The 13,024-nt window shown below is 63.1% G+C and carries 13 protein-coding genes; 4 read left to right on the top strand and 9 right to left on the bottom strand.

What is annotated here, in order from left to right:
- Positions 1 to 93: 93 nt before the first annotated feature.
- Positions 94 to 1,134, bottom strand: a complete 1,041-nt coding sequence (gtdA, locus tag V1280_RS27740; protein ID WP_334531590.1) for a gentisate 1,2-dioxygenase — start codon at positions 1,132 to 1,134, stop codon at positions 94 to 96.
- A gap of 108 nt (positions 1,135 to 1,242) precedes the next feature.
- On the opposite strand from gtdA, the gene maiA reads away from it, so the two are divergent.
- Both maiA and V1280_RS27730 read left to right on the top strand, forming a co-directional pair.
- Positions 1,243 to 1,875: a maleylacetoacetate isomerase gene (gene maiA, locus V1280_RS27735; protein WP_148776040.1), complete on the top strand. Its 633-nt coding sequence runs from the start codon at positions 1,243 to 1,245 to the stop codon at positions 1,873 to 1,875.
- Positions 1,865 to 2,377, top strand: a complete 513-nt coding sequence (locus V1280_RS27730; RefSeq protein ID WP_334531585.1) for a MarR family winged helix-turn-helix transcriptional regulator — start codon at positions 1,865 to 1,867, stop codon at positions 2,375 to 2,377. The genes maiA and V1280_RS27730 overlap by 11 nt, the downstream gene beginning before the upstream one ends.
- Positions 2,378 to 2,574: 197 nt before the next feature.
- Here V1280_RS27730 and V1280_RS27725 read toward each other — a convergent pair whose 3' ends face one another.
- The 5 genes from V1280_RS27725 to V1280_RS27705 form a co-directional block, all read right to left on the bottom strand.
- Positions 2,575 to 4,188, bottom strand: a complete 1,614-nt coding sequence (locus V1280_RS27725; RefSeq protein WP_334531582.1) for a benzoate-CoA ligase family protein — start codon at positions 4,186 to 4,188, stop codon at positions 2,575 to 2,577.
- Positions 4,185 to 5,339: an FAD-dependent monooxygenase gene (locus V1280_RS27720; protein ID WP_334531579.1), complete on the bottom strand. Its 1,155-nt coding sequence runs from the start codon at positions 5,337 to 5,339 to the stop codon at positions 4,185 to 4,187. The genes V1280_RS27725 and V1280_RS27720 overlap by 4 nt, the downstream gene beginning before the upstream one ends.
- Positions 5,340 to 5,529: 190 nt before the next feature.
- Complete coding sequence (locus V1280_RS27715) at positions 5,530 to 5,745, bottom strand: hypothetical protein (RefSeq protein ID WP_334531576.1); 216 nt, start codon at positions 5,743 to 5,745, stop codon at positions 5,530 to 5,532.
- Between the two features lie 119 nt (positions 5,746 to 5,864).
- Positions 5,865 to 6,686: a cysteine rich repeat-containing protein gene (locus tag V1280_RS27710; protein WP_334531574.1), complete on the bottom strand. Its 822-nt coding sequence runs from the start codon at positions 6,684 to 6,686 to the stop codon at positions 5,865 to 5,867.
- Between the two features lie 214 nt (positions 6,687 to 6,900).
- Complete coding sequence (locus tag V1280_RS27705) at positions 6,901 to 7,902, bottom strand: NADP-dependent oxidoreductase (RefSeq protein ID WP_334531572.1); 1,002 nt, start codon at positions 7,900 to 7,902, stop codon at positions 6,901 to 6,903.
- Between the two features lie 209 nt (positions 7,903 to 8,111).
- Here V1280_RS27705 and V1280_RS27700 point away from each other — a divergent pair, with 209 nt between their 5' ends.
- Together V1280_RS27700 and V1280_RS27695 are read left to right on the top strand one after the other, a co-directional pair.
- Positions 8,112 to 9,407: a dicarboxylate/amino acid:cation symporter gene (locus V1280_RS27700; protein WP_334531570.1), complete on the top strand. Its 1,296-nt coding sequence runs from the start codon at positions 8,112 to 8,114 to the stop codon at positions 9,405 to 9,407.
- Between the two features lie 12 nt (positions 9,408 to 9,419).
- On the top strand, positions 9,420 to 10,340 hold the full coding sequence (locus V1280_RS27695; RefSeq protein WP_334531567.1) for an amino acid ABC transporter substrate-binding protein: 921 nt from the start codon (positions 9,420 to 9,422) through the stop codon (positions 10,338 to 10,340).
- Positions 10,341 to 10,391: 51 nt separating this feature from the next.
- Here V1280_RS27695 and V1280_RS27690 read toward each other — a convergent pair whose 3' ends face one another.
- The 3 genes from V1280_RS27690 to V1280_RS27680 all read right to left on the bottom strand — a co-directional run bounded on the left by V1280_RS27690 (position 10,392) and on the right by V1280_RS27680 (position 12,852).
- On the bottom strand, positions 10,392 to 11,429 hold the full coding sequence (locus V1280_RS27690) for an IS4 family transposase (protein WP_334531564.1): 1,038 nt from the start codon (positions 11,427 to 11,429) through the stop codon (positions 10,392 to 10,394).
- Positions 11,384 to 11,701, bottom strand: coding sequence for a hypothetical protein (locus V1280_RS27685; RefSeq protein WP_334531561.1), 318 nt, complete (start codon positions 11,699 to 11,701; stop codon positions 11,384 to 11,386). The genes V1280_RS27690 and V1280_RS27685 overlap by 46 nt, the downstream gene beginning before the upstream one ends.
- A gap of 344 nt (positions 11,702 to 12,045) precedes the next feature.
- Entirely contained in the window at positions 12,046 to 12,852 is an 807-nt protein-coding gene (locus V1280_RS27680) for an ATP-grasp domain-containing protein (protein WP_334531558.1), read from the bottom strand.
- Between the last annotated feature and the right edge of the window lie 172 nt (positions 12,853 to 13,024).

The raw sequence follows: 13,024 nt of genomic DNA, 5'->3' as shown, positions 1-13,024 counted from the left end.
GCAAAGCGAAGCGTGCCCACCATTCCTTCATGAGTCGCGAAGACGTGGGCACGGCGCGTTGCGCCTTTGCCCACCCTACGAGACCGGTGACCGTCACGCGTTCCCGCGATCCTCGCGAAACAGATCCAGCTTCTGCTGCACCGGCCGGTCCGAGAAGCTGAACAGCACGGCATCCGCATCCGCCTCGTGCGTCACCCATTGCCAGCTCGGCACCACGAAAAGATCGCGCGGGCCCCACTCGAAAACCGCATCGCCAATGCGGCTGCGGCCCTTGCCTTCGATCGGACAGAACACCGTCGCGTCCGTCGCGCGATAGCGTGCGGTCTTGAACCCCTTCGGCAACAACTGAATGAATGTCCCGATGGTCGGCATCGCGAAATCGCCGGTCTCGGGGTTGCTGAACTTGAGCTTCAGCCCGTGGCAGGCGTCCCACTCCTGGCTGTTACGCGCTTGCTCCAGCGCTTCGCGGGTGTAGGCATAGGGATAGCTGAAGATCGGCGAGGTTTTTGAGCTCCGCTTCACATCGACCGGCAGCAGATTGTGGCCGTAGCGGGCAAAGCTGTCGCCGGCAGGCTTTGTGATCTTCTGCTGGTCTTCCTTGGAGCCTTCCGCGAAGGAGCAGTCGAAGAACTGCACCAGCGGAATATCGAGGCCGTCGAGCCAGAACATCGGCTCGCTGGTTTCGTTGGAATGATCGTGCCAGGTCATCGACGGCGTGATGATGAAGTCGCCGGGCGCCATCGCGGTACGCTCGCCGTCGACGGCGGTGTGGGCGCCCTTGCCCTCGAGCACGAAGCGCAGTGCCGACTGGCTGTGGCGGTGCGCGGGCGCGACGTCGCCGGGCACCACCATCTGCACGCCGGCATAGAGCGATGTCGTGATCCTGGACTGACCGCGCAGGCCCGGGTTCTCAAGTACCAGCACCCGCCGCTCGGCCTCCTTGGCCGTGATCAGCTTGCCGGCCTCACGCATGTAGTCGCGGATGATGTCGAATTTCCACAGATGCGGCCGGCAGGCGCTCTTCGGCTCCGGTGTGATCAAATCGCCCATCACCGTCCACAGCGCGGTGAGATTTTCGCCGTCGATCTTCTTGTAGAACGCCTCGCGTTCCGGCGTCTTGGTCACGGCTTCCATGGCGCAACTCCCGTCGTTTTTCTAGATTGACAGCATACTGACAATCTTTTTAGCGTCAATGGCGGCCGCTCTTGCTAAGTAACGAGAAAATTCAGAGGGAGAGTTCCGATGAAGCTGCACGGCTATTTCCGGTCCAGCGCCGCCTACCGCGTGCGCATCGCGCTGAATCTCAAGGGCCTCGGTGCCGAGCATTTGCCGCATCATCTTCGCAAGGGCGAACAATGTGCGCCCGCCTATCTCGCGATCAATCCGCAAGGCCTGGTGCCGGCGCTGGAGGATGATGCGGGCGTGGTGCTGACCCAGTCGGTCGCGATTATCGAATGGCTCGACGAGACGCACCCCAATCCGCCATTGCTGCCGAAGGATACGCTGCAGCGCGCCAAGGTGCGGGCGTTTGCGCTTGCGATTGCCTGCGACACCCACCCGGTGCAGAATTTGAAGGTGCTGGCGCGGCTGCGCGAGCTTGGGCTGCCCGAAGAGAAGGTCCAGGATTGGGCCGCCTGGGTCAATCGCGAGGGGCTGTCGGCCTGCGAGACGCTGATCAGGGACGAGAAGGGCCCGTTCTGCTTCGGCGATGCGCCGACCTTGGCCGATCTCTGCCTGGTGCCGCAGCTTGCCAATGCGCGCCGCTTCGGCGTCGATGTCGCGGCGTATCCGCGTCTGCTCAAGGCCGAGGCCGCCGCCAAGGCGTTGCCCGCCTTCGCCAATGCCGCTCCGGAGAAGCAGCCCGATGCCGAGTAAGCCTCTTCCTCCGATCACGATAGACGCGGTCTATGCCGCGCCGGGCTATCTGTTCCGGCGCATGCAGCAAATCGCGGTCTCGATCTTCATGGAGGAGTGCAAGGCATTCGATCTCACGCCCGTGCAATATGCGGCGCTGATCGCGATCCACACCCATCCCGGCATCGATGCGACGCGGCTGTCGGCGGTGATCGCCTTCGACCGCTCCACGCTCGGTAGCGTGATCGAACGGCTCCAGGCCAAGGATTTTGTCGAGCGCAAGCCGGCGCCAGAGGACAAGCGGATCAAGCTGCTCTATCTGACCAAGCCGGGCGTAGCGATCCTGCGCGAGATCATCCCCGCTGTCGAACGTGCGCAGGCGCGCATGCTGGAGCCGCTCAAGCCCACCGAACGCAAGGCGCTGATGGGGCTCATGGCGCAGCTCGTCGATCTCAACAACGAGGCCTCGCGGGTGCCGCTGCGGGCGGAGGATGCGCTGGAGCATCTGGGGAAGGGGGGATGAGGGGAGTGATTTGCCAATTTGGGAGCTAAAAACTCCGCTGTCGTCCCGGACAAGCGAAGCGCAGATCCGGGACCCATACGCCGCAGCAGCAGTTTAGCGAAGATGGGCAATGACCAGCTCGCGCAACAACTATTGCTGCGGCGTATGGGTCCCGGCCTTCGCCGGGACGACACTGAGGGTGTAACGGCACGTGTACCTCACATCCGCAACAACGCCTGCCGATCAATCTTCCCCGTACCCGTCTTCGGCAGCTCGTCGATGAAGATCACCTCGCGCGGATATTTGTAGGGCAGCAGCTTGCCCTTGACGTAATCCTGCAGCCGCCGCGTCGCGTCGCTCTGGTCAGTGGCGCGGTTGTTCATGACCACTACGGCCTTCAGCGTCATGCGCCGGTCCGGCAGTTCGGCCGCGAACACGGCGCATTCGCGAATCTCGGGATGGTCGGCGAGGCACAGCTCGACCTCGAGCGGATAGACCCACTGGCCCGAGATCTTGATGAGATCATCGGCGCGGCCGCGGAAGAAGTGAAAACCGTTGCTGTCGCGAACGAAGCGATCGCCGGTGTAGATCCAGCCGCCCTCGCGAATGGTCTCGGTGGATTTGTCCGGCCGGTTCCAGTACAGCGGCGTGTTGGAATCGCCGCGTACCCACAAGATCCCTTCCTCATTGTCGCCGACGTCGCGCCCCTCCTTGTCGCGCAGCGCGACCTCGTAGCCGGGAACGCGCAAGCCCGCCGCGCCGAGCTTCTTCTGCTCGGGGCGGTTGGAGAGATAGATGTGCAGCACCTCGGTCGAGCCGAGACCTTCGACGATCTCCAGGCTCGTGAGCGCCTTCCAGCCGTTGAAGACATCGGCCGAGAGCACTTCGGCAGCTGACAGTGCCATGCGCAGCGACGAGAAGTTCGTCTGTTGCGCGCCCTCGGCCTTGGTCAGCGAGGTATAAAGCGTCGGCAGACCGAAAAAGACCGTCGGCTTGTACTGCTCGATCGCGGCGAAGATCGAAGCAGGCTTCGGCTGTCCCGGCAGAAGCAAAGTTGCCGCGCCCGCGGAGAACGGAAAGGTGACGGAGTTGCCAAAGCCATAGGCGAAGAAAATCTTCGGCACCGAGAAGCAGATGTCGTCCAGGGTCAGCTTCAGCACGTTTTGCGCAAAAGCGACCTCGCTATAGGCCATGTCGTGCTGTAGATGCACGATGCCCTTGGGCCGGCCGGTCGAGCCGGAGGAGTACATCCAGAACGCCATCTCGTTGCGATGCGTCGGCGCTTCGGCCAGCTCGGCCGGGAATTGCGAAAGCCAGTTCGCGGCAGCCATCGCCTTGGGCGCGGCGTGATCGCCGACATCGCCGTTGACGACGATCAGCGCGCGCAGCTCCGTGTCCTTGCAGGCCTCGGTGTTGAAACGCGCGCAGAATTCGGCGTCCGCCACCGCAACGGTCGCGCCGGAATCGGCGAGATAGAATTGCAGCAGGTCCGGCGGCGTCAGTGTGTTGATCAGCAGCGGCACGAAGCCGGCGCGCACCGCGCCGAAGAAGGCGGCGGGATAGGCCGGCGTGTCGTCGAGGAACAGCAGCACGCGGTCGCCGCGCTTCAGGCCGAGGGAGGCAAAACCGTTGCCCCAGCAGCAAGCCTCCGCACAGAGCTCGGCATAGGTCCGCGTGCCCGCCGGGCCAATCAGCGCGAGCTTGCCGCTATGGCCATTGGCGAGATTGTCGAACAGCACGCAGCTGGCGTTGTAGATTTGCGGAACGGCAAACCCGATCTCGCGGGCGCCCGCGCTGTCCGCGGGCACCTGGTCGCGTATCTCGTTGCTCATGCCGTAGCCTCGCCATCCGCGTCTCCGCCGTTCTTCGCGGCCTCGTATTGCGCCATGAAGGTTGGCGACATGTGGCGCAGACGCGCATCGTCGATGCGGCCGGAGCGGGTGATGTAGCTATAGGCGAAATCCATCAGGCCGAGCTGCATGTGCTGGGCAAAGTGCTCGTACCAGAAGGCGCTGGTGCGCGCGGCATTGATGAGCTTCTGCACCACCGGCTTGCGCGCCGCCTGGTAGCGATGCAGCGCAGTCGTCAGATGCGCATCCGATTCCAGTGCCTTCACCAGCGCGACGGCGTCCTCGATCGCGAGCCGCGTGCCGGAGCCGATCGAGAAATGTGCCGAGTGCAGCGCATCGCCAATCAGCACCATGTTCTTGAACGACCAGTGCTCGTTCCAGACCCAGGGAAAATTGCGCCAGACCGATTTGTTGGAGACCAGGCAGTGGCCGCCGAGCGTGTCGGCAAACACCTCCTCGCAGACGCCCTTGGACTGCTCGACGTCCTTGTAGGCGAAGCCATAGGCCTGCCAGGTCGCGTGATCGCACTCCACCAGGAAGGTGCTCATGCTCGGCGAGTAGCGGTAGTGGTGTGCGTTGAAGGCGCCACGATCGGTTTTCACGAACGTCTGCGACAGCGTGTCGAAGCGCTTTGAGGTGCCGTACCAGACGAATTTGTTGGAGGAGTAGGACAGCGAGGTACCGAAATCGCCCTCGTAGGCGCGGCGCACCAGCGAATTCAAGCCGTCGGAGGCGACGATCAGATCGTGGCCGTTGAGCTGGTCGATCGTTTGGATCTGGGTGTCGAAGCGCGCCGTGACGCCGGCATCGAGCGCGCGCTGCTGCAGGAACTGCAGGAGCTCCAGCCGGCCGATCGAGGAGAAGCCGACGCCGTCGATGGCGATGCTGTCGCTACCGTGGTTCAGCGTGATGTTCTCCCAGCTCTCCATATGCGGCGCGATCGCATCGACCGTCTCGGGGTCGTCAGCGCGCAGAAACTCGAGAGCTTGGTCGGAGAACACCACGCCAAAGCCCCAGGTCGCGTCGGCCGGGTTCTGTTCGAACAGGTCGACTTGATCCTCAGGGTGACGCTTCTTCCAGAGATAGGCGAAATAGAGCCCACCGGGCCCCCCGCCAATCACGGCGATCCGCAAATTCTGCCTCCCTAATTGACAGTATACTTACTATATCAGGGTAGACTAATGAGCTCCGGCTTCCCACGCCAGCGGAATTATCGCAAAGGCGTGGCACGCCGCAGCGCCGTCGCGAGCACGCGCATTGCGTGTGCCCGAAACCGTCAGGTGCGAATCATAGCCAAAGCGCGCCGGATTAGCCACCCGGGTGTCAGACGCAGCGCTTCACGTAGACCCCGTTCACCAGCACCCTGGTACAGCGGACCACGGGAACCGGCTTGCGGACAACGACCGCCGCGTTCGGTCCGGCGCAGCCGGCGCGATAGACGCCGCGGGCGCATACCACAGCAATGGCATCAGACGACTCGAAGGTCATGGTCGCCGCAAAGGCGAGCAGCGCGGAAGTGATCAGCAGAAATGCACGCATGTGTTTCTCCCGGTCTTGTCGTGATTGAAATTGGATGTCGGCAAAAAATTAGTCGCAAGAGGCGCGCGAAAATTCACGCGCGCCGCCCACCATCGATGGCAGTGTGAGCTGCGCGCCGCTTATCGCGCAGCGAACGGCGCAAGCACGTCCTTGCAGCCGGGCGAAAGCGACGCCGCGTTGCTGGCGATGCATTGCACGATGCGGCCGCCACCGGGCTGGACGCCGGCGCAGAGCGTGCGGATGTCGGCGCCGCAGGCGGAGCGGACGATGAACAGCTCTTCGCGCGGCCGCAGCAGGCGCAGGACGATCACAGCGGGCGCGGCTGCCGGCGCGGCTCCGGCAGCCGGTGCGGCAGCAGCACCTGGCGCAGCCGTCGCTGTTGCGCCGCCGCCACCGGCCGCAGCGGTCACGGCCTTCGCGCAAGCCGCCGAAACCTTGGCCTTGTTCTTCTCCAGGCACTCGAGCGCAGGAGCACCGCCCGGCGGCACACTGGCGCAAACCTTGGGATAATCGCTGCGGCACGCGCTCTTGACCGCCCCAACTTGCGCGCTGCTCGGCTGCCTGGCCGCCGCTGCTTTCGGAGCAGTTTCTGCAGCCGGCTTCGCCGCAGGCTCGGCAGCCGGCGCTGCCTCGGTCTTTGCGGGTTCAGATTTGGCCGGCGCTGCTTCGCTCTTCGGCGCCGCAGCCGGCTCGACTGCGCGAACCGCGGTCTGGCATCCCGACGACAGGCTCGACATGTGGCTCTGCAAACATTGATACGCCTCGACGCCGCCGGGCGTCACGCTCGCGCAGTGCGCCATGAAATCCGAGCGGCACGCGGAGCGGATGGCGCTCTTCTGCGCCTCGGTCGGCGCTTGCGCGAATGCGCTTGTTGCAGTTGCGAAGAGCGCTGCGGCGAGCAACGCCTTTCGCGTCGAAACATGTTTCAACGTGTTGAACATCTGGGTGAATTCCTGCCCTGTCGGCAACGCCGATGATTTTTCTAAATGTAATGCAAACGCAATCGTCGCGAGTGATGCCTCGCGACCGGTATCTTGGCCGCTTTGGTCACTACCGCAAGTAGATAATACCTGCGGAATTGCGACGTAACTTAGAGCATGATCCGGAAAAGTGTGCAGCGGTTTTCCGAAAAGATCATGCTCAAAGGATACGTCGTCACAGCTTGACCATGCGCTTGCCGCGGTTCTCGCCGGCGAGCAATCCGATCAGCGCCTTCGGCGTGTTCTGCAATCCGTCGATGACGTCTTCCTGCACCTTCAGCTTGCCGGACTTGACCCACGCCTGGAGATCGGCGAGCGCGCGCTGGCTCTCCTTCATGTAGTCCATCACGATGAAGCCCTGCATCACGAGCCGCTTCACCACGATCAGGCCGGGCACGCCGCGCGGGCCGTGCGCCGACGGCGCCCCGTCATATTGCGAGATCGCACCGCAGCAGGCGATGCGGCCGTAGTTGTTCATCTGCGGCAGACAGGCTTCCAGAATGTCGCCGCCGACATTGTCGAAATAGACGTCGATGCCCTTCGGGGCCGCCGCGCGCAGGGCCTTGAACGTTGCGCCGTCCTTGTAGTCGACTGCCGCGTCGAAGCCGAGTTCGGAGGTCAGCCAGTGGCATTTGTCCGCGCCGCCGGCGATGCCGATGACGCGACATCCCTTGATCTTGGCGATCTGTCCGACAATCGAGCCGACCGAGCCCGCGGCCGCCGAGACCACGACGGTCTCGCCTTCTTTGGGCTTGCCGACCTCGAGCAGGCCGAAATAGGCGGTGAGGCCGGCGATGCCGAACACACTGAGCAGATGCGTCATCGGCTCGAGCTTCGGCATTTTTGTCAGATGCTTTGCCGGCACCGCGGCATATTCCTGCCAGCCGGTGTCGCCGAACACGATGTCGCCGGGCGCAAGCCCCGGCGCCTTCGAGCTCACGACCTCGGCGATGCCGCCGCCGGCCATCACACTGTTGGCCTCGACGGCCGAGCGATAGGTTGCGCCGTGCATCCAGGCGCGGTTGGCGGCGTCGAGCGAGATGTAACGCACGTGCAACAAAGCCTCGCCGTCCTTCGGCTCAGGCATTGCACCTTCAACCATCTTGAAGTGCTCGGAGCCGAGCTTGCCGCTGGGCTTTTCCACCAGAAGAATTTGGCGATTGACGCTACCGGTCATGGCGTTTCCTCTCTGATTGTTTGACGATTATTGATGCAGTTGCAGCCAAGAAAACGTGCAAGCCGCATTCGTTGTGCGCTGCATGAAGGCTAGATCGCGGACCAAAGTTTCGCAACGGGAACATCCCGCCACCGCGTCCCACGCCAAGCGTGTTGCGTAGTCGTCATATCTGCGACATCATGAAGCGGTCGGTGTAGTGGGGGTCATTAATGTCGAACAGGTTTACGCAATACATTCTAGGCGCGATGGTGCTGGGCATCATCATGGGCTCGGCGATCTACAATTTCCTGCCCGATACGCGGGGCGACTGGGCCTCGTCCATCAACCTGATCGCCGTGATCTTCCTGCGCCTGATCAAGATGATCATCGCGCCGCTGGTGTTTGCGACCCTGGTCGGCGGCATCGCCCATATGGGCTCGGGCTCCAAGCTCGGCCGCATCTTCGCCAAGACCATGGGCTGGTTCGTCAGCGCCTCCTTCGTTTCGCTGATGCTCGGCCTCGTCATGGTCAACCTGCTCCAGCCCGGCGCCAACTTCCCGGGCACGCTGCCTGACAAGGCGCAGTCGACCGGCCTGCCGGTTTCCGCCTTCTCGATCGAGAAATTCCTGACCCATCTGATCCCGACCTCGATCGCGGACGCGATGGCGCAGAACGAGATCCTCCAGATCGTGATCTTCGCGGTGTTCTTCTCGGTGGCGATGGGTGCGCTGCCGGAGCGCTCGAAGCAGATCCTGGCGCTGATCGACGACCTCGGCCACATCATGCTGAAGGTGACGAGCTACGTGATGCTGTTCGCGCCGTTCGCGGTGTGGGCCGCCATCACCGCGACGGTCGCCAAGAACGGCCTGCTGGTGCTCTGGAAGCTCATCGTGTTCATGGGCGGCTTCTATCTCTCGCTCTTCATCCTCTGGGGCATCCTGGTGATCGTCGGCTTCATCGTGATCGGGCCGCGCTACAGCCATCTGCTCAGGCTGATCCGCGAGCCGCTGATGATCGCGTTCTCCACCGCGAGCTCGGAAGCGGCTTATCCGAAGACACTGGAAGGACTGAACAAGTTCGGCGCCTCGTCGCGGATCTCGAGCTTCGTGCTGCCGCTCGGCTATTCCTTCAACCTCGACGGCACGATGATGTACTGCACCTTTGCGAGCATCTTCATCGCACAGAGCTACCACATCGACATGCCGCTCGGCACGCAGTTGGCGATGCTGGCAACGTTGATGATCACCTCGAAGGGCGTCGCCGGCGTGCCGCGCGCCTCCCTCGTCGTGATCGCCTCGACGTTGTCGCAGTTCAACATCCCCGAGGCGGGGCTGTTGATGATCATGGGCATCGATACCTTCCTCGACATGGGCCGCAGCGCCACCAACGTGATCGGCAACACGCTGGCGACCTCGGTCGTGGCGAAGTGGGAAGGCGAGCTCGGGCCCGAGCATGCGATGGGACCGGGCGATGCTGTGCCGGGCGACATGGTGCCGGGCGAAGTACCTGCGATGGCCGGCCACTGACGGGAGTGCGGCATGCGCCCTTTGACGGCGATTTCGGGCGGCCTGTTGCTGGCAGCGTGTCTGCTGGCGACCGGCGCCTCCGCCCAGACCGGCGGCAGCGAAGGGCTAAGCCCGACGCTGCTCGCCATCAAGAACGCACACACCGTGCGGCTCGGCTATCGCGAAAGCTCGCCGCCGTTCTCCTTCCTCGATCAGGCCAACCGCCCGATCGGCTACAGCCTCGAACTCTGCGAGGCCATCGTCGAGGAGATCGGCGTCGAGGTCGACGATCCCAATCTGAAGATCGACTACGTCAAGGTCACCTCGGACGACCGCATTGACGCCGTGCTCCAGAACAAGATCGACCTGGAATGCGGTTCGACCACGGCCAATTCCGAGCGCGGCAAGCGCGTTGCCTTCTCGCCGCTGATGTTCGTCGCCGGCACCAAGCTGATGGTGCCGAAGGCGTCCAGCGTCCAGTCGCTGACCGATCTGAAGGGCAAGACCGTCGCGGTGACGAAGGGCACCACCAACGAGCAGGCAATCCAGGCGGCCGACAAGAAGTCGTCGCTGGGATTGAACATCGTCGTCGGCGCCGATCACGAGCAATCGTACCAGATGCTTGTCGACGGCAAGGCCGATGCCTTCGCGACCGACGATATTCTGCTCTCGGGCCTGATTGTCCGGCACAAATCGCAGAACAAGTTCCGCGTCACCGGTGACTATTTGTCCTACGACCCCTACGGCATCATGTTCCGCAAGGGTGAGCCGCAATTGTCCGCCGTGGTGGACCGCACCTTCCGCAAGCTCGGCTCCAACCACGACCTCGTGCCGCTCTACAACAAATGGTTCATCGCGCGGATGCCGACCGGCGAGCGGATGAACGTGCCGATCTCGCTGCAGCTCGAGGAAGCGTTCAAGGCGATGGACGATTCCGCGAGCGCGAATAATTAGGGCTCGTGCCGCAAGCTCGGTGCACCCTCTCCCCTTGTGGGACTGTTCGATTCACACATCGCGCAGGCCCAAGGTGGCGCCAAATTTGATGCTCTGGAAGGCTTCGAGCCCGAGGCGCATGGTTTTTGGCCCCGGCTTGCCGTAGTAGCCGTCCCATCCGCCTAGTCGGGCAATGACCCAGGCGGCGAAGGCCAGCGAACCTTTTGGGTACGCGTTCTTTTGCCGTTCGGTCTTGCCTTCCAGTTTTGCCGAGACGGCCTCGATGATGGGTTGATCGGCAGGATCGAAGACCTCGAGCAGGGTCTGGCCGGTGGTGCCATCGCGCGACTTGACCAATTGCATCACCGCTACGGCTGCGACGGCGACAGCAGCGGCGAAGCGGATCATGACCTCGGGATCGCTGATGTCGGCGGCCTCGATATCGAAGCCCCCAGTCTTCAACGTGTGGAAGTATTCCTCGATGATCCAGCGCATCCGATAGAGTTCAACGACGCGCCGCGCTTCAGCGATGTTGGTGACCGGATGGGTCGTCAACAGCCGCCAGTGGATCGGCTTGCCGCCCTCCGGCGTCGATGTCTCGCGGATATCGACCATGGTCAGCTTGACCGTTTCGGGCAGATCGGCAGCGCCATGCAGGGGCCTGCGCAGGGTCACAGACGAGAAGCGGACGACCAGTTCGCTGCTGCGCGCCTTGCGTCCCGGAGCCGCGGGAATGTTGACGTTGAGCCGGCCGTCCTCAGGCAAACTATCGATATGAGAGAACAGCAAATCAATCTGCTGCTCTTCCTCGCCCGTATCGATCCGCCGGTTCTGGCATGCCCGCACGATCAGATGCGCCTGTGACGGACGGTACGCGAAGTGCTCGTAGATGTCGCTTTCCCGATCCGAGACCACCGTGATGCTCGCAGCCTCCGTCAACCCCCTCGCGGCGCGCCTCGTGCTATCGAGCCAGCGTTGCGATTCCTTCTCTTGCGTGGTTCGCGACCGTCGATGCTTGGCCTTGCCGCCCGTCCGGTTCCACACCTTGGCATCGACGAGACCAATCACGCCACCATTGCCGGCATCGGCCGCCAGAGCCGCATGCAGCAATAGGCCCCGCAGCGCTCGCCTTTTCCGATCGGCCCATAGCCATTGGCTTTCGCACGTCGCCCACCCAGCGAGAGCTCACTCGTATCCTGCGCCACGACGACGTCGCGGCCCCGTGCACGCTCCGCCGTGCGTTCCGCCGCCTGCGCGGCTATCTCTTCCGCCGTCACCGCCTCGTTGCGCAGAAAGCGCGTGAACTGGATCTCACGTGCGCGGTCTCGTTGCGCGAGCTGGCGGATGCACGAGCCGGGCCGCGCAACAAGTGCCGCATGCAAACGAGCCCCCCTTTTTCCAGCCGCAGATCGCCAAATCGACCCAGCCCATAATTCATCCCACGCATCGCTCGCTCCCGCGAATCATCTCTCAACTCACGGAATCAGCGATCAAATTCCTCCGCAAGATGTGTGAATTCAACAGCCTTGTGGGAGAGGGTGGCTCGTCGCGTAGCGGCGAGGCGGGTGAGGGGTCTCTATCCTCACGAGTAGTCTCGCGAATGGAGAGAACCCCTCATCCGGCGCCATAGCCGAAGCTTCGCTTCGGCGTTCTTAAGCACGGCGGCCGCAGGCCGCCTACGCCACCTTCTCCCGCAAGGGGAGAAGGGAAGGAGGCCGCGTGGCATTCAGCGTTCTTCCCCAAACACCCGATCCAGCGCCGCATCGTACGTCGCCTGCACCAGTTCCGGATGCAGCTTGGCCAGCGCTTCCATCATCACGCCGGAATTGATCTCGAGCACGCGCCAGTCGCCGTCCACACGCACCACGTCGATTGACGCGAAGGCGATTCCGATGGCGCTCGCGGCATCGGTCGCGAGCTTGACACAGGCCGCGCGGACCTCGCCGTCCTCCAGCAGCACCGGCTTTGCGCCGGCGTCGAGATTGTGCCGCCAATCCGCGCCACGCTGCTTGCTGTAGACGACGCGGGGTACATCATCGAGCAGGATCACACGGACCTCGTCCTCGATCTCGACATAGGGCGAGATCACGAGCCCCGTGCTCATCGAAAAGACTTCGCCAGCCGCGTGGTCGAGCTCCGTCTCTGTCGTCACCCTGAAGACCGATCGTCCTGACGTCCCCTCGTTCGGCTTGACCACCACGCCTTGCGGATTGTCGTGAAGCAGCCCAACCATGGCCTCTCGCCAGGCGGCATCGACAACATTCCTGCCCAGCTTCGGGTTGAGGAAGAGGTGATGCGGAATGCAGGGCACGCGTGCAAGCGACAGCGCCTCTGATGTCGCCGATTTGTCGTTGGCGAGGCGATGTGCGATCGCGCTATTGAGGCCGATATCGTAGCCGAAGGCGAAGCGGCGCATCTCGCCGCGGCGCATCGCGATCAGCCAGCCACCGGCGCGGACATCGACGTCGATGCGATGGCGTGCGCCATAGCTCCTGATCGCCTGGACGAAGATCCGCTCGCCGCTTGCCGTCATGTGTTCAGTCGCTTGTCCTGATCATTCCTGTCGCCAAAAGCCGCAAAAATGCGGGAAACGGCGCCAAACCGGGGTGAAAGTGAGAGCTATTCTTAATGAAATTCTCGCGAGCAGGATGGAAATTAAGTGCTGCAATTGCGCCGAAAAGGGAAAAGAAATTGCCGACTGCACG

The sequence above is a fragment of the Bradyrhizobium sp. AZCC 2230 genome, assembly GCF_036924495.1.
In the GTDB taxonomy this organism is placed as follows: domain Bacteria; phylum Pseudomonadota; class Alphaproteobacteria; order Rhizobiales; family Xanthobacteraceae; genus Bradyrhizobium; species Bradyrhizobium rifense.
The sequence above is the reverse complement of the archived record's forward strand: the minus strand, read 5'-3'. Positions and strand labels throughout refer to the sequence as shown.

Bases quoted from the DNA above. Each gene is read 5' to 3' on its own strand.
- V1280_RS27695 (WP_334531567.1), top strand. From the start codon at position 9,420: ATGCGCCCTTTGACGGCGATTTCGGGCGGCCTGTTGCTGGCAGCGTGT.
- V1280_RS27715 (WP_334531576.1), bottom strand. From the start codon at position 5,745: ATGCGTGCATTTCTGCTGATCACTTCCGCGCTGCTCGCCTTTGCGGCG.
- V1280_RS27725 (WP_334531582.1), bottom strand. From the start codon at position 4,188: ATGAGCAACGAGATACGCGACCAGGTGCCCGCGGACAGCGCGGGCGCC.
- maiA (WP_148776040.1), top strand. From the start codon at position 1,243: ATGAAGCTGCACGGCTATTTCCGGTCCAGCGCCGCCTACCGCGTGCGC.
- V1280_RS27710 (WP_334531574.1), bottom strand. From the start codon at position 6,686: ATGTTCAACACGTTGAAACATGTTTCGACGCGAAAGGCGTTGCTCGCC.
- gtdA (WP_334531590.1), bottom strand. From the start codon at position 1,134: ATGGAAGCCGTGACCAAGACGCCGGAACGCGAGGCGTTCTACAAGAAG.
- V1280_RS27705 (WP_334531572.1), bottom strand. From the start codon at position 7,902: ATGACCGGTAGCGTCAATCGCCAAATTCTTCTGGTGGAAAAGCCCAGC.
- V1280_RS27730 (WP_334531585.1), top strand. From the start codon at position 1,865: ATGCCGAGTAAGCCTCTTCCTCCGATCACGATAGACGCGGTCTATGCC.
- V1280_RS27680 (WP_334531558.1), bottom strand. From the start codon at position 12,852: ATGACGGCAAGCGGCGAGCGGATCTTCGTCCAGGCGATCAGGAGCTAT.
- V1280_RS27700 (WP_334531570.1), top strand. From the start codon at position 8,112: ATGTCGAACAGGTTTACGCAATACATTCTAGGCGCGATGGTGCTGGGC.